Genomic DNA, 21,648 nt, shown 5'->3' on the forward strand with positions numbered 1-21,648 from the left:
CCTGTTTCAGATCCGCTCGGCGAAACCGCCGAACCGGCCGCGATGGAACAGCATCGGGTCCTCGTCGCGCACGATCTCCATGCGCAGCACCTCGCCCAGCACGAAGAGGTGATCGCCCGCGTCCGTCACCGAATAGAGGCGGCATTCGATGCAGGCGATGGAATCGGCGATGATCGGCAGGTTGTGTTCGGACATCGTGAAGTTCACGCCGAGGAACTTCTCGTCACCCTTGGCGCTGGCGGCGCGGCAGACGTCCTGCTGGTCGGCGGCGAGGATGTTCACCGCGAAGTGTCCGGCCCGCTCGATCAGCGGCCAGGATGAGGACGATCGCGCAGGCAGGAAGCCGACCAGCGGCGGATCGAGCGAAACCGAGGTGAAAGTGCCCACCACCATGCCTGCGGGCTTGTCGCCATCGAGCGCGGTGATCAGGCTGACGCCGGTGGGATAGCTGCCGAGCACCTTGCGAAAGACGGCCGGGTCGATGGTCGTGGTAGTCACACTGTCTCCGCTGAACTGAACATGCCAAGGTTTGGCCCGAAGTCACTTCGGGCGCAAGGAAACCTCCATGATGTCCACGATTTCATCAAGCCATTCGCGCAGGAGTCTCACTCTGCGGAAACTTCGGGTGTCCTGATGGGTGACGAACCACAGGCTGCGGCTGATCGACACGTCGGGCATGACCCGTTCGAGGCGGGTGTCGCGATCGGCCATGAAGCATGGGAGTACGGCGATGCCTGCCCCTGCGGCCAGCAGGTTCTGCTGCGCGGCGATACTGGTGGAGCGGATCGTCGGCTTGAGGTTAGGATGGATCTCCTCAAGATATCGCAGTTCCGGGGCATAGATGAGGTCGGGGATGTAGCCGACAAGCTGGTGCTGTTCGAGGTCGGCGGGGACTTTCGGCAGGTCGCGCGTCACCAGATAATCGGTGCTGGCATAGAGGCGCAGCGTGTAGTCGGTCAGCTTGTGGGCGACGAGCGGCCCCGCGCGCGGGCGCGAGAGCATGATCGCCACGTCGGCCTCGCGTCGTGACGGGCTGAGAAAGCCGCTGCTGGCCACAAGGTCGATGGCGAGGCGGGGATGTGCCTCGCGAAAGCGGGGCAGCATGCTGGCGAGGAACCAGGAGCCGAAACCCTCGGTCACGCTCATGCGCAGGGTGCCGCCGAGGCCTTCCTCGTCCTCGGCGCGTTCGGAAATCTCGTGTGCGGCCAGTGCCATCGCCTCGACCGAAGTGAGCATGGCCTCGCCTGCCTCGGTCAGTTCCTGCCCGGTGCGACTCTGCTCAAACAGGGTCTGGCCCACTGCGGCCTCCAGCCGGCGCAGGCGACGACTGACCGTCGTGGGATCGACACCGAGCCTGCGGCCTGCCGCAGCGAGTTGTCCGGAGCGTGCAACTGCCAGAAAAGCCTGGCAATCGCTCCAGTCCAGATCGGGCATGCTCATGATTTTACGTCCTTATTCATCGCCCAGAAAGGTTCCCGACGTGTGCCTGCATTTATGCAGGTCAGAAAAGCAAAATCACTGCTTCCCTGCAAGAAGGGTCGGTCCTAAACGGCCTTCAGAACAAAAATACAGAACGAAAACATGGGAGAGGATGCCGTTATGCGCCTCATCGACCATCTCGTCGGAGGCGCCGACGAACATCCCCTGAATCACAATAACCCGGTCACGCGAATTCCCGCAGATGCATCGCTTCGGGGCGATTCTTCTGATTGCCGACTGGGCGATGTCTTCGATCCCAACAGGGGCGAAGTGCAGGCGCGCGTCGTGCTCGGAGACAGATCCGTGCTCGACCGCGCCATCGCGCATGCCCGCGCGGCGCAACCGGCCTGGGCCGCGCTCAATCCGCAGCGACGCGCCCGCGTGCTGTTCCGCTTCAAGGAACTGGTCGAGGCGCAGATGGACGAACTCGCCCATCTGCTGTCGAGCGAACACGGCAAGGTCATTGCCGATGCGCGCGGCGATATCCAGCGCGGGCTGGAAGTCGTCGAATTCGCCTGCGGCATTCCGCACGCGCTGAAGGGCGAATATACGCAAGGCGCAGGGCCGGGGATCGACGTGTTCTCGATGCGCCAGCCGATCGGCATCGGTGCCGGGATCACCCCGTTCAACTTCCCCGCGATGATCCCGATGTGGATGTTCGCAGTGGCGACGGCGGTGGGCAATGCTTTCATTCTCAAGCCGTCCGAGCGCGATCCTTCGGTGCCGGTGCGGCTTGCCGAACTGTTCCTGGAAGCCGGTGCGCCCGAAGGTGTGCTGCAGGTCGTCCACGGCGATCGCGAGATGGTCGAGGCGATTCTCGATCACCCCGATATCGCGGCTGTCAGCTTCGTCGGCTCGTCCGACATCGCGCACGAGGTCTATCGGCGCGGTGCGGCGGCGGGCAAGCGGGTACAGGCGATGGGCGGGGCGAAGAACCACGGCATCGTCATGCCCGATGCCGATCTCGATCAGGTGGTGAACGACCTTACCGGTGCCGCTTTCGGCTCGGCCGGGGAGCGCTGCATGGCCCTGCCGGTCGTCGTGCCGGTGGGGGAGGAGACGGCAGAGCGACTTCGCGCCAGGCTGATCCCGGCCATCGAGGCCTTGCGCGTCGGCGTATCGACCGACGCGAATGCACATTACGGCCCGGTCGTTTCTTCCGAGCACAAGGCGCGGGTCGAGGGCTGGATTGCGAAGTCCGCCGAGGAAGGCGCAGAGATCGTCGTCGATGGCCGTGGACTGGTTTTGCAGGGCCACGAAGGCGGCTGGTTCGTCGGCCCGACGCTGATCGACCGGGTGACGCCCGAGATGCGCAGCTATCACGAGGAAATTTTCGGCCCTGTTCTCCAGATCGTGCGGGCACAGACGTTCGAGGAGGCGGTCGCGCTGCCTTCGCGTCACCAGTACGGCAACGGCGTCGCGATCTTCACGCGCAATGGCCATGCCGCGCGCGAATTCGCCTCGCGCGTGGATGTCGGCATGGTGGGCATCAACGTGCCGATCCCGGTGCCGGTCGCCTATCACAGCTTCGGCGGATGGAAGCGTTCGGCTTTCGGCGATGCCAACCAGCACGGCATGGAAGGCGTGCGCTTCTGGACCCGCGTAAAGACGGTCACACAGCGCTGGCCCGATGGTAGCGGCGGAGCAACGGGGCACGATGCCTTCGTGATCCCGACGATGGGGTGAAATGGGGGCTGAAACGGGGTCAACTTGCGGAACAGCCTTGGCAGCCAGCGCGTTTCGTCGGATGAAAAGGCCTCTTCCAGCAAAGGGATACCGCCATGCGCCGTTCCACTTTCGCCGCGTTCCTTGTCACCGGAGCCGCCATGCTCGCGCTGGCCGGTTGCTCCAGATCGAGCAAGGATCAGCCTGAGCCCAGCCCCACTGCCAATGCGCCGGTGGAGGACATCGCCTCCGATATGCCGTCGCCGGAACCTTCATCTACGCAGGCGGCCGTGCCGCAGGATGCGATCCCGCCCGCGCTGCTGGGCCGCTGGGGATTGGTCAAGGCGGATTGCACTTCGCAGGCAGGCGATGCCAAGGGCCTGCTGACGGTTAGTTCCACGCGCCTCCAGTTCTACGAATCGGTGGCCGATCTGACTCATGTGACCATCGCGAAGGCCGATGCCTTCACCGGCGATTTCAATTTCAGCGGGGAAGGGCAAAGCTGGAAGCTCCAGGTTGCCCTGCATACGCCAGACGGCGGCTTGACGATGATCCGCAAGGACACTGGCCCCGATGCCATGCCGCAGGCACTGACGTACTCCAAGTGCCCCTGACATAAAGACATACCGTACCGAAAAAGGCGGGGCCAACCCGCAGGAGAGGACATGACCGAGAGCCAGTTCGGGCTGACCGAAGACCAGATTGCCATACGGGAGACGGCACGCCGCTTCACCGCCGAGCGGATCACCCCTTATGCCGGGAAATGGGACGAGACCTGCCACTATCCGCGCGATGTCTGGAAGGCGGCGGGCGATCTCGGCTTTGGCGGCATCTATGTGTCGGAAGAAGGCGGTGGCATCGGCCTTGGCCGGATCGAGGCAGCGCTGGTGATGGAAGCGATGGCCTATGGCTGCCCTGCGACCTCGGCCTATATCTCGATCCACAACATGGCGGCGTGGATGCTCGACAGGTTCGGCAGCGACGATCTGAAAGCGCGCTATCTCGCCGATCTGGTGACGATGGACAAGATCGCGTCGTATTGCCTCACCGAGCCCGGTTCCGGCTCGGACGCGGCAGCGCTGCGCACTTCGGCACGGCGGGAGGGCGATCATTATGTCCTCAACGGCACCAAGCAGTTCATTTCCGGGGCGGGCGTCAACGATCTCTATTTCGTGATGGCGCGAACCGGCGAGCACAAGTCGCGCGGCATTTCCTGCTTCGTGGTCGAGAAGGATACGCCGGGTGTCAGCTTCGGCGCACCGGAGAAGAAGCTGGGCTGGAATGCCTCGCCGACGGCGCAGGTAATCTTCGAAAATGCCCGAATTTCGTCCACTAACCTTCTGGGAAACGAGGGTGAAGGTTTTCGCTTTGCGATGGCGGGGCTCGACGGCGGGCGGCTCAATATCGGCGCCTGCTCGCTTGGTGGGGCGCAGCGTTGCCTTGACGAGGCGGTGGGCTATGTGCGCGATCGCCGCCAGTTCGACCGACCCCTGGCCGAGTTCCAGAATACCCAGTTCCGGCTGGCCGACATGGCCGCCGAACTCGAAGCGGCGCGGGCGCTGCTCTATCTGGCGGCGGACAAGGTGACGCATGGCGCGCCTGATCGCACCCGGTTCGCGGCGATGGCCAAACTGATCGCCACCGATACCGGTTCGGCTGTCGTCGACCGGGCCTTGCAGCTTTTCGGTGGCTACGGCTATTTGCGCGACTATCCGATCGAACGGTTCTGGCGGGACCTGCGCGTGCATCGCATCTTGGAAGGCACCAACGAAGTGATGCGTCTCATCATCGGGCGCGACCTGCTTAGTGAATGAAAGGTTTTCATGCCTTCCCAGATACTTGAAGAGGCCGTTCAGGCCCGTGCCGATGGCATCGCCGGGCACATCTCGCTCGACCGCCCCAAGGCTATCCACGCGCTGACGCTGGGCATGTGCCGAGCGATGCGCCGTGCGCTCGACGAATGGGAGAGCGATCCGCACATTGCGCTGGTGATGATTGATCATGCCGGCGGGCGCGGCTTTTGCGCAGGCGGTGATGTCGCCAAGGTGCGGCGCTCGGCGCTCGACGATGGCGGCATGAGCGGTCGGGCGTTCTTCCATGCCGAGTACCGGCTGAACTATCGGCTGTTTACTTATCCCAAGCCTGTCGTCGCGTTCATGGACGGCATCACCATGGGCGGAGGCGTCGGCCTGTCGCAGCCCGCACGGTTTCGGGTGGCGACCGAGAACACCCGCTTCGCCATGCCCGAGACCGCGATCGGCCTGTTTCCCGATGTCGGCGGCGGCTGGTATCTCTCGCGCCTGCAAGGGCGTCTGGGGCAGTTCCTGGCGCTGACCGGCGCGCGGCTGGATGGCGCTGAGTGCCTATGGGCTGGCCTTGCGACGCACTACCTGCCGTCGGAACGGCTGGAGGATGCGAAACAGAGACTGGCGGCGGGACATGAGATCGCCAGTGTTCTCAATGACCTGTCGGTGAAACCTCCGGAACCTCGAATTGCGGTGCAGGCCGCGGAGATTGCCCGGCACTTCGCCTCGGATTCGCTGGAGGACATTCTCCACTCGCTGGCGGACGATCCGTCCGACTGGGCGCTGGACCAACTTGCACTGTTGCAGACTCGCAGCCCGACCTCGTGCAAGGTCGCCTTGCGGCAACTCGCGATCGGGGCGGGGCTGGAAACCTTTGCAGACGAGATGGTTATGGAATACCGCCTGGCAGCGCGCACGATCCTGCAACCGGATTTCGCCGAGGGCGTGCGCGCGGTGCTGGTCGACAAGGACAATTCCCCGCATTGGCATCCGGCTGCATCGCAGGACGTGACCGAGGCGATGCTGGACGCTATCTTTGCCGCCCTGCCGGCCGAAGAGGAGTGGACCCCGCAATGAGCAGTGCAACCCAGTTCGAAACCCTTCTTGTCGAACAGCGAGGCGCTGTTACGCTCCTCACATTAAATCGACCTAAATCTCTCAATGCCCTGAACTTGCAGGTTCTTTCGGAATTGAGTCAGGCGCTGGCTGCCTTTCAGGCCGATCCGTCGCAACTCTGTGCCGTCGTCACCGGCAGTGGCGAGAAGGCCTTTGCTGCAGGGGCTGACATCAAGGAAATGGCCGACAAGGGCGCGGCGGCGATGTATGCCGAGGACCTGTTCGCCGGGTGGCAGAGCGATGTGGTCGGGCGGACCCGCAAGCCGTGGATCGCGGCGGTCAACGGCTTTGCGCTGGGCGGCGGGTGTGAGCTGGCGATGATGGCGGACTTCATCATCGCCGCCGATACTGCGAAGTTCGGCCAGCCCGAGATCAAGCTCGGCGAAGGCCCCGGCATGGGCGGCTCGCAGCGACTGACCCGCGCCATCGGCAAGGCCAAGGCCATGGAAATGTGTCTGACCGGGCGGATGATGGATGCCGCCGAGGCCGAGCGTTCCGGGCTCGTCGCGCGGGTGGTGCCACTTGCGGACCTGCTCGACGAGGCGCTGAAAACCGCCGAAGTGATCGCCTCGATGCCGCCGCTGGCCGCGATGATGGTCAAGGAAATGGTGGATACCGCTTATGAAACCACGCTGACGCAGGGTCTCGTCGCCGAGCGCCGGATGTTCCAGGTGCTTGCCGCGAGCGAAGACAAGGCCGAGGGCATGGCGGCGTTCATCGAGAAGCGGGCAGGGGTCTGGAAGGGCCGCTGAGCGGCTCGTGACACGTTTCGGAGAACCCGGCTGAGACGGATAAAAAAGGGGTAGAGACGCACTGAGGAGCAACTTCGGGCGTCAGTACGAGGAGAGGATGCCATGGAGATCGCCTTCATCGGACTTGGCAACATGGGCAGCGGCATGGCGGCCAATATTACCGCCGCCGGACACCGTGTGCGGGCCTTCGACCTTTCTGAACCGGCGCTGGAGCAAGGCCGGCAGAATGGTTGCACAATCATGCGTTCGGTGGCCGAGGCGGTGGTCGGCGCTGAGGCGGTCGTCTCGATGTTGCCGAACGGTGAGATCGTGCGCGCGGTCTATGAGGGCGAGGTATTCCCCCATGCTCGCCCCGGCACGCTGTTCGTGGAATGCTCGACCATCGATCTGGCGACAGCGCGGGCGCTGACGGCCGATGCCGAGGCAGGGGGCTTCGCGATGGTCGATGCGCCGGCCTCTGGCGGTATCGCCGGGGCGAAGGCGGGCGCGCTCACTTTCATGGTCGGTGGCGGCGAGGAGAGCTTTGTGCGCGCCGAGGCCGTGCTGGCACCGATGGCCAAGGCCGTGATCCATGCCGGTGCCTCGGGTTGCGGGCAGATCGCCAAGATGGCGAACAACATGCTGCTGGCAATCCACATGATCGGCACGTGCGAGGCGCTGGCGCTGGCGAGCAAGGCGGGCCTTGACCCGCAGGTGTTCCAGTCGATCGCCTCGAAGGCGACGGGCGCCTGCTGGTCGCTCAACGACTATACCCGATGCCCGGCGTCGGCGCGCCGAGCCCGGCAGACAACCATTACGCAGGCGGCTTTGCGTCCGCGCTGATGCTGAAGGACCTGCGTCTGGCGATGGCGGGAGCCGAAGGCGCGGGTGCGAGCGTGCCGATGGGCGAACACGCGACGCGCATCTACGAGGCCTTCGTCGCTTCGGGCAAGGGGGCGCTGGACTTTGGCGCGATCTTCACGACGCTGGCGGATTGAAGGGCTTTGCCAGGTCGGTCAATGCAGCTAGGCCCGGCATATGACGATCTCGCTTGGCACTCTTGCCCTACTTTCGAGTGTTCCTGCTGCTGCTATGGCGGCGCCGCCCGCAGATGATCCGGTCGCGGTTGCTGCCGCGCGCGTTCTGCCTGGTTATGACATTCTCGCCAGTCGGGAGATGGCGCCGAAAGGCGCTCCGAGTTTCCGTCTGGTCGCCATGGGACGCAAGGGTGAGGACAGCTATCGCACCCGCGATGAAGCGGCGCCAGCGCGTCCCTTGCTGATCTTCGAGGAGCGCGGCGGGCATGAGGCACGGGCGCTCGTGCTGGTTGCCCGCAATGACGATGTTGTCATGAGGGCGGATGAAGGCGGCCAGTGCGACCCTTTCCTCGACAGCGATGCGACGATCTCCGTCGCGGGGCGCTACTTCACGGTCGAGAACGGTGTCGCGTGTGGCCAGCACTGGACTGATTTCATCACCTTCCGCCTCGATGTCGGCGCCGAGGGTGGGGCCGGTTTCGTGTTCGATAACGAGCGCATCGAATCCTGGTCGATGAACCCCGGTCAGTCACCCGATGCAGAGGCGCTGGTCCGCGACGGCCCACAACGCGTCCTGCGTGACAAGCCGGGGCACGCCCGCAGCTTTACTGCATGGCGACGGCGTTGATGGGGAGGTGAAAGGCGTTCGGGTGTGAAGTGGATCATTGAGTTCGAGATGGTTTACGCCCCGTTGCGGACATATCCTCTCTCCTCTTCAGGGGAGAGATACGAAGGCTTGGCAGTTTGCTGTCTAGCCGTAGTTGAGAGGGGTTAGGCCGCGCGCTCCCTCTTCCAGCCCTCTCCCCTGAAGGGGAGAAGGCTATGATCGCTCCCCACCCTTCTTCGTCATTCCCGCGAAAGTGGGAGCCCGGTGGTCACCTTGCCGTGGGGCATACCTTCCGATTGTTTTTGCCATTCTTGCCTTTGCGCGAAATGTGAGGATTGGTAATCCACAGTGAGCGGCGCAAACTTGGAGGGGCTCTCAATTTTGAAGTGCGGCGCCGACTGGATTCCCGCCTTCGCGGGAATGACGAAGATTTGGGGTGTGCCCATCGCAGTCATCCCACCCCACTTATCAACAGCTATGCACAACCTTTGCGGCGGGACGTAGCGCCCGGCTGTGGCCGCGACTCGCCGCATTCCGTATGAAAAGGCTTGCAACACGGAATCGGGTGTGATTCACAGTGTTTCGCGGTGATACAGACTTGCGATTGAGGACGATGCGACACGAACCCCGGATGGCACGCGAGAGGATGATTCAGGGCATGGCCCTGATGAGCCTGCTTGTCATGCTCGGCTTCGTCATCGCCGGGCCCAGCGGTCTGATCGCGTGGAACGAGAACGCGCATCTGTTGCAGGCGCGACAGGTAACGCTGGCTGGTCTGCGTGGCCAGCGCGATCACCTCCAGAACCGCGTCAATCTGCTCGAACCCGATCACATGGACCCGGATCTGGCAGGGGAACTCGTCCGCCGCGACCTGAACGTCGCGCACCCGGACGAGATGATCATGATGCTGCCGCATCAGGGCTCCTGACCTTCCGATAACTTTGCTGCCCAGATCTTTGCTGCCCAGTTCCTTGCTGCACCGCACCTGATTCTGCTGCGCCGCAGCATGATCGGTGAGGGCGTCTTCGTGTGCTGTACCGAATGGTTCAGGCGCATTTCATAAGCGTCTTTTGCATCGCGACGCATCAATCTTGCGTGGAGCCATAATTTCTCCGGCAAAGCGGCCAATTTTTGGTGTTGCCGCTTCCGCTCTCGCCATACCGCTCCTATACCGCCTCCACCTGACGACACAAAACGATGGGGAGCCCCCGTTGCCTAAAGCAAAAAACGACGTCCAGCCGGAGGTGGAAGCCGCAGGTGCAACTGCACCGGACGACAACTTCGCCATGAATGCCCTCCAGGAAGCCTACGATGCTGACCGCCGGTATCAGCCGGAGAAGGAGGAGCTTCTCAACTTCTACGAGCAGATGCTGCTCATCCGCCGTTTCGAGGAAAAGGCCGGCCAGCTCTATGGTCTGGGTTTCATCGGCGGCTTCTGCCACCTTTACATCGGCCAGGAAGCCGTTGCGGTCGGTCTGCAGTCAGCCCTGACCTCGGGCGTAGACTCGGTCATCACCGGCTACCGCGACCACGGCCACATGCTGGCCTACGGCATCGATCCCAAGGTCATCATGGCCGAGCTTACCGGCCGTGAAGCCGGTATCTCGAAGGGCAAGGGCGGCTCGATGCACATGTTCTCCGTCGAACATAAGTTCTACGGCGGCCACGGCATCGTCGGCGCGCAGGTGCCGCTGGGCGCAGGGCTTGCCTTCGCGCACAAGTACAACGAGGACGGCGGCGTCACGCTCGCCTACTTCGGCGATGGCGCTGCGAACCAGGGCCAGGTCTACGAAGCGTTCAACATGGCCGCCTTGTGGAACCTGCCGATCATCTTCGTGATCGAGAACAACGGTTATGCCATGGGCACCGCCGTGAAGCGCGGTTCGGCCGAAACGCACTTCCACCGTCGCGGCCATGCCTTCCGCATCCCCGGCATGCAGGTTGACGGCATGGACGTGCTGCAGGTCCGCAAGGCCGCCGAAGTGGCGCTGGCGCACGTGCGCGGCGGCAACGGTCCGGTTCTGATGGAACTCAACACCTATCGCTATCGCGGTCACTCGATGTCGGACCCTGCGAAGTATCGCAGCCGCGAGGAAGTGCAGGACGTTCGCGACAATCGCGACCCGATCGAGCACGCCAAGGCCGAGCTGATCAAGATGGGCGTTACCGAAGAGAGCCTCAAGGATCTCGACAAGCGCGTGCGCGCCGTCGTCGCCGAAGCGGCGGACTTCGCCGAGAAGTCGCCCGAGCCGGAACTCTCCGAACTTTATACCGACATCCTGGTGGAGCAGTACTGAGATGGCGATCGAACTGAAAATGCCCGCTCTCTCGCCCACCATGGAAGAGGGCAAGCTGGCCAAGTGGCTGGTCAAGGAAGGCGATACCGTCTCTTCGGGCGACATCATGGCCGAGATCGAGACCGACAAGGCGACGATGGAATTTGAAGCCGTCGATGAAGGCGTGGTCGGCAAGATCCTCGTGGCCGAAGGCACCGAGGGCGTGAAGGTCGGCACCGTAATCGCGGTTCTGGCCGCCGAAGGCGAAGACGCGTCGAGCGTTTCGGCAGCGCCTGCTGCCGCGCCCGCTGCGGCTGCCGAGGAAGCTCCCAAGGCTGCCGCCAGCGGCACCGAGCAGCTTGCCAGTTCGGCCAAGCCCAAGGTCTCGGACCCGGTGATCCCGCACGGCACCAACATGAAGACCTCGACCGTCCGCGACGCCCTGCGCGACGCCATGGCCGAGGAAATGCGCCGTGACGAGCGCGTCTTCGTGATGGGCGAGGAAGTCGCTGAGTACCAGGGCGCCTACAAGGTGACGCAGGGCCTCCTTCAGGAGTTCGGCCCCAAGCGCGTCATCGACACCCCGATCACCGAATACGGCTTTGCCGGTATCGGTGCCGGTGCGGCGATGGGTGGTCTGCGTCCGGTCGTCGAGTTCATGACGTTCAACTTCGCCATGCAGGCGATCGACCATATCATCAACTCGGCTGCCAAGACCAACTACATGTCCGGTGGACAGATGCGCTGTCCGATCGTGTTCCGTGGTCCCAACGGTGCTGCGGCCCGCGTGGGTGCGCAGCACTCGCAGAACTACGGTCCGTGGTACGCCTCGGTCCCGGGTCTGGTGGTGATCGCGCCTTACGACGCTTCGGACGCCAAGGGCCTGCTCAAGGCGGCGATCCGGTCGGAAGATCCGGTCGTGTTCCTCGAGAACGAGCTGGTCTACGGCCGTCACTTCGAGCTGCCCGAGCTTGATGACCACGTCCTGCCGATCGGCAAGGCGCGCATCATGAAGGAAGGCAAGGACGTGACGATCGTGTCGTACTCGATCGGCGTCGGCCTGGCTCTGGAAGCAGCTGAAAAGCTGGCCGAAGAGGGCATCGATGCCGAAGTCGTCGATCTGCGCACGCTGCGCCCGCTCGACAAGGACACGGTGCTCGAAAGCCTCGCCAAGACCAACCGTCTGATCGTGGCCGAAGAAGGCTTCCCGGTCTGCTCGATCGCCTCGGAAATCGCGACGATCTGCATGGAGGAAGGCTTCGACAACCTCGACGCACCGGTTCTGCGCGTCACCAACGAGGACGTGCCGATGCCGTATGCGGCGAACCTCGAAAAGGCGACGCTGATCAACACCGACAGCATCGTCGCTGCCGCCAAGAAGGTCTGCTACCGCTAAGCGGTTCGCAAACCTTCCGGTGACACGGATCTGAAAGGGCCGGGGATGGCAACTTCCCCGGCCCTTTTGCGTGGGCGGTGGCCGGAGTGGGCGTCCAGAGCTGGCGCCCGAAGCCAGCGCGGCAAGCCTGAGCGCGTGATTTTCGCTGCGCTCCCGCCTTGAAGGCGGTCCTTGCGCTTGCCTCCGCCCGCCCGACGCGACTAGGGCTGGCTGCGTGCCTGACAACGCTTCCCTGCCCGCCGCTCGCGCCACTCTCGATACGCTGACCGAGGCGCTGCCCGATCTTTCGCGGCTCGCGCTGGTCTATGCGCCGCGCCGGGTGCGCGAACAGACGGCAGTGCTGCTGGCGCTCGATACGCGCATGGCCGGGCTGCTGCGCCACTCCAAGGAGCCGATGCTGGCACGCATCCGCCTGGCATGGTGGCGCGAATCGCTTCAGGCCGACCCTGCCGGGTGGCCCGAAGGCGAACCGCTGCTGGCCTCGCTGCGCCAGTGGAACGGTGAGCATCTGGGCCTCACCGCGCTGGTCGACGGCTGGGAGGAACTGACCGGCGCCGAGCCGCTGGCTGCCGAGGGCATGCAGGCCATGGCCGAGGGGCGCGGCGCGGCCTTCGCGGCGTTTGCCCGTGCCATCGGTCGCGAGAGGGAGGCGGACAGGGCGCATGACCTCGGTTGCCGCTGGGGCCTGACCGATCTGGCGATGCGTTTGGGCAAGCCGGGGGAGCGCGATACCGCACGTACTCTCGCCGAAGCGGCCATTGCCACGCGCCGTCCTTATGTGTCGCGCGATCTGCGCCCGCTGCTGGTGCTCGAAGCGCTGTCCGCGCGGCGTTTCCGCGCCGGTCACGATGACGGCGCCCGCTCGCCTGCCGCGCTGCTTCAGGCGCTGCGCCTCGGCGCCTTCGGGCGCTGAGGCTTTGCGGCGTATGGTGCCGCTTGCCATTATGTAATTTCCCGTAGTTCGAGCCCGATTCTACCCTGCCGCCGGGTATGTGCCGATCGGCATCGGCAGCAGGGGAATGGCCATGAACCGGGTGATTCTGGGCGCGCTCGGCGCGCTGGCGCTGGTGTCGCTGGGACTGTTCTGGTGGCAGAGCAAGGCAGCGGTCGAGCGTCTGGCGCCACCCGCCTTGCCCAGTGCGCCGCCGCCCGATCCGATGGACCTGCCCAGTGCCGATGACGATGCGCTGGCCAATATCGAAGGCCCGGACCTGCCGGTCGCCAGCGAACTCTCTCGCGAGCAGAAGCGCTTTGCCCGCTACGACCGGGATCGCGACGGCCGCGTCTCGCGCGCCGAACTGCTCTCCACCCGCACGGCGGCGTTCCGCAAGCTGGACAAGGACGGCAACAACCTGCTGACCTTCGAGGAATGGGCCGTCACCACGGTCGACAAGTTCCAGGGTGCCGATAGCAACCATGACCTGTACCTGACGCCCACGGAATTTCGCAGCACGGCGCCTCCAAAACCCAAGCCCAAACTGCAGTGCGCTTGCGGCAAATAGGTGCAAAAATGCGATCTGTGATCACGGTTTAACACTTCATCCACTTCTTGCTCCGAGACTGTCCAACGCACTCCACCGCCAGAACGAACCGGAACCCGGCAGAATGGAACGCCGCAGGATTGTTTTCATCGCAGCGCTGCTGGCTGTGCTGGCGGCAATCCTGCCTCTGGTGGGCATCGCGGTCTATTCGCGGCATCGGGCCATGGACGGTGAGCGCATGCACTTGCGCGAATACGCGGGGTGGACGCTCGATCGCACCACGCGCAATCTCGATATGGCCAAGGCCGCGCTGACCTCGATCGAACGCGAGCATTGGTCGGGCTGCACGACGGCCCAGATCGACCGGATGCGGCAGGTGTCCATCAATACCGCCTCCGTGGAAGAGATCGGTTATTTCGAGAACGGTCGCCTCGCCTGCACGGTGTGGGGCAAGGTCGACAAGACCATCCTCGTCGAGCCGCCGCAGGTGCAACTGGGCGATGGCTATGCCTTCGATCTTGGCATTAAGCCGCGCGTCACGGGTGGCAAGCCGATGAACGTGCTGCGCTTTGGCCGGTACAATGCGCTGATGAATCCGGCGATGCTGGTCGATGTCCTGACCGATACGAAGATGACGCTGGGCGTGGTCGCACCCGATGGGCACCTGCTGGCGCTGTCGGGGCCGATCTCGTCCGGTCTGCTGGACCGGCTGGAGCACAAGGCCGGTTTCGGGCGCGACGGGGATCAGCTCTATGCCTCGGTCGAACGGGGAGGTCTGCGGGCTTTCGCCGTCACCAGCTATGCCGTGGTGGAGAATCGGACCAGTGGCGAGATGTGGACACTGGTGCCGCTCGGCGTCGCGGTGTCGATCGTGCTGGTCGGCCTGATCCTGTGGGCATCACGCCTGCGCCTTTCGCCGCAGACCGAACTGGCGATCGCGATACGCAAGCGTGAATTCACGGTCTGCTATCAGCCGATGATCGATCTGCACTCCGGCGTCTGTGTCGGCGGCGAGGCTCTGGTGCGCTGGCGCCGTCTCGACGGCTCGCTGACTTCGCCGGATTATTTCATCGCGCTGGCGGAGGAGACCGGATTGATCGATCCGCTGACCGATCTGGTGATCGGGCAGGTGGTCGCCGATCTCGGAGACCTGCTGCGTACCGATCGCGGCGCTCACGTTGCCATCAACATTTCGGCGGCGGATATGCAGAGCGGGCGCTTCCTGCCGGTGCTTTCGCGCGCGCTTGGGGCTGCCGGAATTGCCCCGTCGCAAGTGTGGCTGGAGGCGACCGAGCGCGGCTTCATGAACGCTGAGGCCGCGCGCGCGACGATCGAGCGGGCGCGCGCGGCGGGTCACAAGGTGGCAATCGACGATTTCGGCACCGGCTTTTCCAGCCTGTCGTTGCTGGAGACCCTGCCGCTCGATGCGCTCAAGATCGACAAGTCGTTCATCGATGCGATCGGCACCGAAGCCGCGACCAGCGTGGTGGTGCCGCATGTGATCGAAATGGCGCGCGAACTGGCGTTCGATGTGGTTGCCGAAGGCGTCGAGACCCGGATTCAGGAAGACTATCTGCGCGCGGCGGGCGTCACCTATGTTCAGGGTTGGCGATATGCCAAGGCCCTGAATGTGTATGATTTCAAGGCATTCTTCGAAACCATGAACGGCCGCAGAAAGGCCGCCCCCTGAACGCGGTCGCCTGAAGTTCGCAGGGATCAGGCCGTGCGAACTTCGGGCATCTTCCTCAGGCCGTCCCGACCAGCCCCGACAGCCAGCCACCGATCTCGCGCTTGGCGCGCTCGGTATAGGCTTCCTTGCGAGCCTTCTTCTTCACGTCGTGCAGCGGCGGGAACAGGCCGAAGTTGACGTTCATCGGCTGATAGGTCTCGGCATCGGCATCGCCGGTGATGTGCGAGAGCAGGGCGCCCAGCGCGGTTTCGCGCGGCGGCGCCTGCCACGTTTGCTCCGCCAGTTCGCTTGCCGTCATCAGCCCCGCCAGCAGGCCGACCGAGGCGCTTTCGACATAGCCTTCGCAGCCGGTGATCTGGCCTGCAAAGCGGATGTGCGGCGCGCTCTTGAGGCGAAGCTGGCGGTCGAGCAGTTCGGGCGAATTGAGGAAGGTGTTGCGGTGCAGGCCGCCCAGCCGTGCAAACTCGGCATTCTCAAGGCCGGGGATCGTGCGGAACAGCTTCACCTGCTCGGCATGCTTCAGCTTGGTCTGGAAGCCGACCATGTTCCACAAGGTGCCCAGCGCATTGTCCTGCCGCAGCTGGATCACCGCATAGGGCCAGCGGCCGTTGGGATGCTCGGGCGTCGCCCAGTGCGGGTTGTCGAGGCCGACCGGCTTCATCGGCCCGAAGCGCAGGGTCTCGACGCCGCGCTCGGCCATGACCTCGATCGGCATGCAGCCGTCGAAATAGGGCGTGTTGGCTTCCCACTCCTTGAACGAGGTCTTCTCGCCCGCGATCAGCGCGGCGTGAAAGGCCAGGTACTGCTCCTTGTCGAGCGGGCAGTTGATGTAGTCCTTTGCCTCGCCGGTCAGTTTCGAGGGCTTGTCCCAACGCGAGGCCATCCAGCACACGTCCATGTCGATCGAGTCGCGATAGACGATGGGGGCGATGGCATCGAAGAACGCCAGGCTGTCGGCCCCGGTCGCGCTGCCGATGCTGGAGGCAAGGCTGGCGGCGGTCAGCGGTCCGGTGGCGACGATGGTGATCCCGGCGTCGGGCAGCGTGTCGACACGCTCGCGCACCAGATCGACATTGGGCAGCGCGGTCAGGCGCGCCTCGACGGCGGCGGAGAACACCTCGCGATCAACGGCGAGCGCGGAGCCTGCGGGCACTTGCGCTTCGGCGGCAGCGCTCATGATGATCGAATCGCAGCGGCGCATCTCATGGTGCAGCAGGCCGACCGCGTTCTTTTCGTCATCGTCCGAGCGGAACGAGTTCGAGCACACCAGTTCGGCAAGTCCATCGCCCTGATGGGCGGGGCTGCGCTCGCCGCCCTTGTCGGCAGGGGCGCCGCGCATCTCGGACAGGCGCACGCGGAAACCGCGCTTGCCAAGCTGCCAGGCCGCTTCGCTTCCGGCGAGGCCGCCGCCGATGATGTGGACGTCGTAAGAGGTGTTCTGGGTCATGGAGCGCGCGCCTACCCGTTTTGGCGCGCGCAGGGAAGGGCGGGACAGGGGTAGAGTGCCTTATGGTAGGGCTAGACCCCGTCTAGCCCCCCTCTATCCCCCTTTTAGGGTCTGTTTCAGTCCGCCCCTGTCTCAGGCCGGCAGAACGACGTTTCCGGCCTCATCCAGCGTCGCTGGTCCATGTGCGAAGACCGCAGAAAACGGCAGGTTTCCATAGATATGCGGGAACAGGGCCCCGCCGCGCGAGACTTCCCATTTCACCGGATCGGGCACTTTGGCAAGATCGACGGCAGCGATCACCAGATCGCTCTGCCCGGCGAAGTGCTTGTCCAGAGTGCCCTGAACCTGCGCTTCGGCGGAGAGGTGGATATAGCCGTCGGCCAGATCCACCGGAGCACCCGCGAAAGTCCCCGCCGCAGAGAGTTCGGCGAACTGCTCTGCGGTCAGGATCTTGTAGGCGACAGCGGGGTGCTCGCTCACTCGCCGGCGCCTGCTTCAGGGGCTTCCGGCGAAATTTCAGGCGCGATTTCAGCACCTTCGATCTCTTCCGGCTCCTGCTCCTCGTCAAGGCGCACGGCGCTGACGACATGCTCGCCCTTCGAGACGTTGAACAGGCGCACGCCCGCCGAACCGCGCCCGATCACCCGCAGAGAGTGCAGCGGCAGACGGATCAGCTTGGCCTGATCGGTGACGAGCATCAGCTGCTCGGCCTGGAACGCCGGGAAGCTGGCGACAACCGGGCCGTTACGCTCGATATTGTCGATATTGGTGATACCCTGACCACCGCGCCCGGTCCGTCGGTATTCGTAGGCGGAAGACATCTTGCCGTAGCCATTGGCGCAGACGGTCAGGATGAACTGCTCGCGCTCGGCCAGTTCGGCCATGCGCTCTGCCGAAAGCGTTGGTTCGCCGTCCTTTTCACCCTTCCACGCGGCAAAGCGCAGGTAGGCATCGCGCTCGTCCTGATCCTTCACGCCGACGCGGTGGAGGATCGACAGCGAGATGACCTCGTCGCCATCCTTCAGCGTCATGCCGCGAACCCCGGTCGAGGTGCGGCTGGCGAATTCGCGCACGTCGTCGCCGGCAAAGCGGATCGCACGACCCTGACGGGTGGCGAGCAGTACATCGTCGGTCGCTTCGAGCAGGGCAACGCCGATCAGGCGATCCTCCGACTCGTCCTCGAAGCGCATCGCGAACTTGCCGTTGGTCGGAATGTTCGCGAAGGAATCCATGGCGTTACGGCGTACATTGCCCTTGGCCGTGGCGAACACGACCGAGAGCTTGCCCCATTCTGCCTCGTCTTCCGGCAGGGCTAGGACGGTCTGGATCGTCTCGTCCTTGTCAAGCGCGGGCAGCAGGTTGACGATCGGGCGGCCACGCGTGGTCGGGCCGCCTTCTGGCAGCTTGTAGACCTTGAGGCGATAGACCTTCCCGGCAGTCGAGAAGAACAGCACCGGGTTGTGCGTGGAGGTGACGAACATCGTCGTCACGGCATCCTCGTCCTTGGTCGCCATGCCCGAGCGGCCCTTGCCGCCGCGTGCCTGCGCCCGGAAGGTCGAGAGCGGGGTGCGCTTGATGTACCCGTCCATGGTGACGGTGACGACCATGTCCTCGCGCTCGATCAGATCTTCGTCGTCGATCCCGTCGAAAGCGGCGGTGAACTCGGAACGGCGCGGGTTGGCGTAGAGATCGCGAACGGCCTGCAACTCTTCGCGCATGACCGCGTAGAGCTTCACGCGGTCGGCCAGGATCGAGAGGTATTCCTCGATCGCGATCGCCAGTTCCTTGAGCTCGTCGCCGATCTCGTCACGGCCGAGCGCCGTCAGGCGGTGCAGGCGCAGGTCGAGAATCGCCTTCACCTGCACTTCGGACAGGCGATAGGAACCGCCCGATTCCTCGGCATTCGGCTCGATCGCCTCGACCAGACGGATGTAGGGCGCGATGTCGCCGATCGGCCATTCCTTGGCCAGCAGCTTGCCGCGTGCCTCTGCCGGGTTCGGCGAGCCGCGGATGATCCGCACCACTTCGTCGAGGTTCGAAACCGCGACAACGAGGCCAAGCAGGATATGGGCCCGGTCGCGCGCCTTGTTCAGTTCGAACTTGGTGCGGCGAGTGATGACCTGTTCGCGGAACTGGATGAAGGTCTGCAGGATGTCGCGCAGCGACAGCACTTCGGGACGACCGCCCCGGATTGCCAGCATGTTCGCGGCGAAGTTCGACTGCGCGGGCGTGTTGCGCCACAGCTGGTTGAGCACGACCTCGGGCGAGGCGTCGCGCTTGAGGTCGATGACCACGCGCACGCCTTCGCGGTTCGATTCGTCGCGGATATCCGAGATACCCTCGATCCGCTTGTCCTTGGCGGCCTCGGCGATCTTCTCGACGAGGTTGGACTTCCCGACCTGATAGGGAATCGAGGTGAGCACGATCGAGCGGCGGTCGCCCCGGCCTTCCTCGATCTTGTGACGGCAGCGCATGATGATCGAGCCGCGACCGGTGATCGCGGCATTGCGCGATCCACCCTGACCCAGGATCAGCGGTGCGGTCGGGAAATCGGGGCCGGGGATGATCTGGAGAAGCTCTTCCGAGGTGATCCCCGGATTTTCCATCATCGCAAAGCAGCCGTCGATCACTTCGCCAAGGTTGTGCGGCGGAATGTTGGTCGCCATGCCGACCGCGATGCCGCCCGCGCCGTTGACCAGCAGGTTCGGAAAGCGCGCGGGCAGAACCGTCGGCTCGCGGCGCGAACCGTCGTAGTTGTCGGCGAAATCGACAGTATCCTTGTCGAGATCTTCGAGCAGCGAGTTGGCGACCCTGCCAAGACGCGCTTCGGTATAGCGCATCGAGGCTGGCGGATCGGGGTCCATCGACCCGAAGTTGCCCTGACCGTCGATCAGAGGCAGTCGCATCGACCACGGCTGCGTCAGGCGCGCGAGGGCGTCATAGATCGCGGCGTCACCATGCGGGTGATAGTTGCCCATCACGTCGCCGACGATCTTGGCCGACTTGCGGAACGGACGTCCGGCGACGAAGCCGCCTTCCTGGCTCGCGAAAAGGATGCGGCGATGGACGGGCTTCAGGCCGTCGCGCACATCGGGAAGCGCGCGGCTGACGATCACGCTCATCGCGTAATCGAGGTAGCTCGTCTTCATCTCGTCGACGATGTCGACGCGGGGGTACTCGCCCTCGGGGCCGGTGCTTTCGAGAATGTCGGTGTCGTCGCTCACGCGGGCTCGTCGTTTCGTTGCTAAGCAGGGAAGGGCGGATGTTCTGCACTAGGACAGCTTGCGTGCGAATGCCACCGTAACCGCATGCGAGGCGGCTTTGGCGGTCAGCTTTTCCACACCTTGCGCGCCATTTTCGACGAATCGCCAATGCTGAGCGTCGAGTGGGTGGGGCACTCTGCGACAAACTGCATTCAATCGGCGTTAAGTCGCATGAAACTATTCCGGCAAGCTGGTTGCCAAGGCCGTATTTCGAAGCCATCACCAGCGGCAAACCCCCGTCGAGCATGCCCAAGGGGCGCGCTCGGTCCATTCTGAAAGAGGAGTTGGCCTGTAATGGCTCGCAAGTTCCTGCTGTCCCGCCTTGCTCTCGCGGTCGCCCTGTCGGGCGGCATGACCGCTGCCATGCTGCCCTCGGCAGCGATGGCGGCCAAGAAGAAGGACGAACCTGCCAAGTCGGCTTTCTCGCCCGAATATGCAAAGGCCGCCCAGGAGATCGACAAGACGATTACCGATGGCAAGACCAATGCCACGGTTCAGGCTGACGTAGCGGCGGTGAAGGCCGCAACTGACGATGCGGCCAAGACGGCGGCACGGGCCAAGGTTGATGCCGATATGGGCGGTATCACTGCCAAGCTGCAAGCTGCCGGCGCCGTGGCCAGCACGCCGACCGACAAACTCAAGCAGGGCGATATGGAGCGCATGCTGGGCGTTTATCTGGACGATCCCAAGGTCCAGAATCAGGGCCTCGTCCATATGCTGGACAGCGGTGCGCTCGACGCAGCCAACGTCCCGCAGGTCCAGTATCTTACCGGCGTTACCGCCTATCAGTCGGCCGATTATGCGAATGCGGCCAAGTACCTGAAGATGGCGAGCGATTCGGGTTACAAGGACGACCAGAATCTGATCCCTGCGCTGCTTGCCGACAGCTACAAGCGTTCGGGTAATGCTGGCGCTGCACTCGGCATGGCGACACAGTCGATTGATCAGGCCATCGCTGCTGGCCAGAAGCCTGACCAGAATGCGGTGCGGACGGCGCTGCAATCCGCCTACGATGCCAAGCAGCTGGACCAGTCGGTGAAGTATGCCGGGATGCTCGCGCAGTATTACCCCAGCCCGGACACCTGGAACGTATCGCTGGCGGTCGTGCGTCAATTGGCCCGCCTGCCCAACGATCAGAACGTTGACCTGATGCGCCTGATGTTCGCGACCGGCGCTCTCAAGAACGGCAATGACTACCTCGAATATCTCGCCGACGTCGATCCGCGTGCCTATCCGGGTGAAGCGATCAAGATCATCGATGCGGGCGTTGCGGCGGGCAAGCTGACCGCTTCCACGGTGGCACAGGACAAGAGCGTCGCGGCTGCTGCTGTCGGTGCCGACAAGGCTTCGCTGCCATCGCAGGAGCGCGACGCGATGAAGCCGGGTGCCAAGCTGGCGACCGTCGTGGCCGCTGGCGACGCTTTCCTGAGCTACGATCAGCCGGCGCAGGCCGAGGCTGCATATACCAAGGCTCTGGGCATGCCCGGTGTCGACGCTGCCAAGGTCGCGCTCCGCCTCGGCATGGCGCAGGTCCAGCAGGGCAAGTATGCCGACGCCAAGACCAGCTTCGAGAAGGTGACGGGGCCGCGGGCCTCGGTTGCCAAGATGTGGGAAGCTTATGCTGCGAGCAAGGCGGGCGCCTGATCGCAAGGCAG

General features: G+C 64.1%; 20 protein-coding genes and 1 pseudogene. 14 read left to right on the forward strand and 7 right to left on the reverse strand.

Annotation, left to right across the window (positions count from 1 at the left end; all coding sequences use genetic code 11):
- Positions 1–6: 6 nt before the first annotated feature.
- From CI805_RS08695 to CI805_RS08705, 3 genes are all read right to left on the reverse strand, one after another.
- Positions 7–498: a flavin reductase family protein gene (locus CI805_RS08695; protein WP_260922015.1), complete on the reverse strand. Its 492-nt coding sequence runs from the start codon at positions 496–498 to the stop codon at positions 7–9.
- 42 nt (positions 499–540) lie between these two features.
- Entirely contained in the window at positions 541–1,440 is a 900-nt protein-coding gene (locus CI805_RS08700) for a LysR family transcriptional regulator (protein WP_313958479.1), read from the reverse strand.
- A gap of 75 nt (positions 1,441–1,515) precedes the next feature.
- Positions 1,516–1,806, reverse strand: coding sequence for a hypothetical protein (locus CI805_RS08705; RefSeq protein ID WP_260928030.1), 291 nt, complete (start codon positions 1,804–1,806; stop codon positions 1,516–1,518).
- On the opposite strand from CI805_RS08705, the gene CI805_RS08710 reads away from it, so the two are divergent.
- From CI805_RS08710 to CI805_RS08740, 7 genes and pseudogenes are all read left to right on the forward strand, one after another.
- Positions 1,717–3,165, forward strand: coding sequence for a CoA-acylating methylmalonate-semialdehyde dehydrogenase (locus CI805_RS08710; RefSeq protein WP_260927886.1), 1,449 nt, complete (start codon positions 1,717–1,719; stop codon positions 3,163–3,165). The two genes, CI805_RS08705 and CI805_RS08710, sit on opposite strands and share 90 nt — an antisense overlap.
- Positions 3,166–3,260: 95 nt before the next feature.
- Positions 3,261–3,758, forward strand: a complete 498-nt coding sequence (locus tag CI805_RS08715; protein WP_260922020.1) for a hypothetical protein — start codon at positions 3,261–3,263, stop codon at positions 3,756–3,758.
- A gap of 51 nt (positions 3,759–3,809) precedes the next feature.
- The gene (locus CI805_RS08720) at positions 3,810–4,958 is read left to right on the forward strand and encodes an acyl-CoA dehydrogenase family protein (protein ID WP_260922026.1); all 1,149 of its coding nucleotides are present in this window, start codon (positions 3,810–3,812) and stop codon (positions 4,956–4,958) included.
- Between the two features lie 9 nt (positions 4,959–4,967).
- Positions 4,968–6,026 carry an enoyl-CoA hydratase/isomerase family protein gene (locus CI805_RS08725; protein ID WP_260922030.1) on the forward strand — a complete coding sequence of 353 codons (1,059 nt, stop codon included), beginning with the start codon at positions 4,968–4,970 and terminating at the stop codon, positions 6,024–6,026.
- A complete protein-coding gene (locus tag CI805_RS08730; protein WP_260922033.1) occupies positions 6,023–6,817 on the forward strand; it encodes an enoyl-CoA hydratase-related protein in 795 nt (264 codons plus the stop codon). The genes CI805_RS08725 and CI805_RS08730 overlap by 4 nt, the downstream gene beginning before the upstream one ends.
- A 102-nt stretch (positions 6,818–6,919) precedes the next feature.
- A pseudogene (gene mmsB, locus CI805_RS08735) lies at positions 6,920–7,794 on the forward strand (3-hydroxyisobutyrate dehydrogenase).
- A gap of 94 nt (positions 7,795–7,888) precedes the next feature.
- Positions 7,889–8,461 (forward strand): hypothetical protein, encoded by a 573-nt coding sequence (locus CI805_RS08740; protein ID WP_260922047.1) that lies wholly within the window; start codon positions 7,889–7,891, stop codon positions 8,459–8,461.
- A gap of 218 nt (positions 8,462–8,679) precedes the next feature.
- Here CI805_RS08740 and CI805_RS08745 read toward each other — a convergent pair whose 3' ends face one another.
- Positions 8,680–8,895: a hypothetical protein gene (locus tag CI805_RS08745; RefSeq protein ID WP_260922050.1), complete on the reverse strand. Its 216-nt coding sequence runs from the start codon at positions 8,893–8,895 to the stop codon at positions 8,680–8,682.
- A 203-nt stretch (positions 8,896–9,098) separates the two neighbouring features.
- Between CI805_RS08745 and CI805_RS08750 the strand changes: the two genes are divergently transcribed.
- The 6 genes from CI805_RS08750 to CI805_RS08775 all read left to right on the forward strand — a co-directional run bounded on the left by CI805_RS08750 (position 9,099) and on the right by CI805_RS08775 (position 15,283).
- Positions 9,099–9,368: an FtsB family cell division protein gene (locus CI805_RS08750; RefSeq protein WP_260922053.1), complete on the forward strand. Its 270-nt coding sequence runs from the start codon at positions 9,099–9,101 to the stop codon at positions 9,366–9,368.
- Positions 9,369–9,651: 283 nt separating this feature from the next.
- Positions 9,652–10,737, forward strand: coding sequence for a pyruvate dehydrogenase (acetyl-transferring) E1 component subunit alpha (pdhA, locus tag CI805_RS08755; RefSeq protein WP_260922056.1), 1,086 nt, complete (start codon positions 9,652–9,654; stop codon positions 10,735–10,737).
- A 1-nt stretch (position 10,738) separates the two neighbouring features.
- Positions 10,739–12,112, forward strand: coding sequence for a pyruvate dehydrogenase complex E1 component subunit beta (locus CI805_RS08760; protein ID WP_260922059.1), 1,374 nt, complete (start codon positions 10,739–10,741; stop codon positions 12,110–12,112).
- Between the two features lie 214 nt (positions 12,113–12,326).
- A complete protein-coding gene (locus CI805_RS08765; RefSeq protein WP_260922061.1) occupies positions 12,327–13,025 on the forward strand; it encodes a hypothetical protein in 699 nt (232 codons plus the stop codon).
- Between the two features lie 112 nt (positions 13,026–13,137).
- Positions 13,138–13,614 (forward strand): EF-hand domain-containing protein, encoded by a 477-nt coding sequence (locus tag CI805_RS08770; RefSeq protein WP_260922063.1) that lies wholly within the window; start codon positions 13,138–13,140, stop codon positions 13,612–13,614.
- Positions 13,615–13,717: 103 nt separating this feature from the next.
- Entirely contained in the window at positions 13,718–15,283 is a 1,566-nt protein-coding gene (locus CI805_RS08775; RefSeq protein ID WP_260922065.1) for an EAL domain-containing protein, read from the forward strand.
- 55 nt (positions 15,284–15,338) lie between these two features.
- Here CI805_RS08775 and trmFO read toward each other — a convergent pair whose 3' ends face one another.
- From trmFO to gyrA, 3 genes are all read right to left on the reverse strand, one after another.
- Positions 15,339–16,730: a methylenetetrahydrofolate--tRNA-(uracil(54)-C(5))-methyltransferase (FADH(2)-oxidizing) TrmFO gene (trmFO, locus tag CI805_RS08780; RefSeq protein ID WP_260922067.1), complete on the reverse strand. Its 1,392-nt coding sequence runs from the start codon at positions 16,728–16,730 to the stop codon at positions 15,339–15,341.
- A 132-nt stretch (positions 16,731–16,862) separates the two neighbouring features.
- Positions 16,863–17,210, reverse strand: coding sequence for a DUF952 domain-containing protein (locus CI805_RS08785; RefSeq protein WP_260922069.1), 348 nt, complete (start codon positions 17,208–17,210; stop codon positions 16,863–16,865).
- Complete coding sequence (gene gyrA, locus CI805_RS08790) at positions 17,207–19,954, reverse strand: DNA gyrase subunit A (RefSeq protein ID WP_260922071.1); 2,748 nt, start codon at positions 19,952–19,954, stop codon at positions 17,207–17,209. Before gyrA ends, CI805_RS08785 begins: the two co-directional genes overlap by 4 nt.
- Positions 19,955–20,287: 333 nt before the next feature.
- Between gyrA and CI805_RS08795 the strand changes: the two genes are divergently transcribed.
- On the forward strand, positions 20,288–21,637 hold the full coding sequence (locus tag CI805_RS08795) for a hypothetical protein (protein WP_260922073.1): 1,350 nt from the start codon (positions 20,288–20,290) through the stop codon (positions 21,635–21,637).
- Positions 21,638–21,648: the final 11 nt, after the last annotated feature.

The sequence above is a fragment of the Novosphingobium sp. 9 genome (assembly GCF_025340265.1).
Classification (GTDB): domain Bacteria; phylum Pseudomonadota; class Alphaproteobacteria; order Sphingomonadales; family Sphingomonadaceae; genus Novosphingobium.

Excerpts from the sequence above, each read along its gene's own strand:
- CI805_RS08700 (WP_313958479.1), bottom strand. The coding sequence starts at position 1,440 with ATGAGCATGCCCGATCTGGACTGGAGCGATTGCCAGGCTTTTCTGGCA.
- CI805_RS08705 (WP_260928030.1), bottom strand. The coding sequence starts at position 1,806 with ATGCGCGATGGCGCGGTCGAGCACGGATCTGTCTCCGAGCACGACGCG.
- CI805_RS08715 (WP_260922020.1), top strand. The coding sequence starts at position 3,261 with ATGCGCCGTTCCACTTTCGCCGCGTTCCTTGTCACCGGAGCCGCCATG.
- CI805_RS08720 (WP_260922026.1), top strand. The coding sequence starts at position 3,810 with ATGACCGAGAGCCAGTTCGGGCTGACCGAAGACCAGATTGCCATACGG.
- CI805_RS08725 (WP_260922030.1), top strand. The coding sequence starts at position 4,968 with ATGCCTTCCCAGATACTTGAAGAGGCCGTTCAGGCCCGTGCCGATGGC.
- CI805_RS08730 (WP_260922033.1), top strand. The coding sequence starts at position 6,023 with ATGAGCAGTGCAACCCAGTTCGAAACCCTTCTTGTCGAACAGCGAGGC.
- CI805_RS08740 (WP_260922047.1), top strand. The coding sequence starts at position 7,889 with ATGGCGGCGCCGCCCGCAGATGATCCGGTCGCGGTTGCTGCCGCGCGC.
- CI805_RS08745 (WP_260922050.1), bottom strand. The coding sequence starts at position 8,895 with ATGACTGCGATGGGCACACCCCAAATCTTCGTCATTCCCGCGAAGGCG.
- CI805_RS08750 (WP_260922053.1), top strand. The coding sequence starts at position 9,099 with ATGGCCCTGATGAGCCTGCTTGTCATGCTCGGCTTCGTCATCGCCGGG.
- CI805_RS08760 (WP_260922059.1), top strand. The coding sequence starts at position 10,739 with ATGGCGATCGAACTGAAAATGCCCGCTCTCTCGCCCACCATGGAAGAG.
- CI805_RS08770 (WP_260922063.1), top strand. The coding sequence starts at position 13,138 with ATGAACCGGGTGATTCTGGGCGCGCTCGGCGCGCTGGCGCTGGTGTCG.
- CI805_RS08775 (WP_260922065.1), top strand. The coding sequence starts at position 13,718 with ATGGAACGCCGCAGGATTGTTTTCATCGCAGCGCTGCTGGCTGTGCTG.
- trmFO (WP_260922067.1), bottom strand. The coding sequence starts at position 16,730 with ATGACCCAGAACACCTCTTACGACGTCCACATCATCGGCGGCGGCCTC.
- CI805_RS08795 (WP_260922073.1), top strand. The coding sequence starts at position 20,288 with ATGGCTCGCAAGTTCCTGCTGTCCCGCCTTGCTCTCGCGGTCGCCCTG.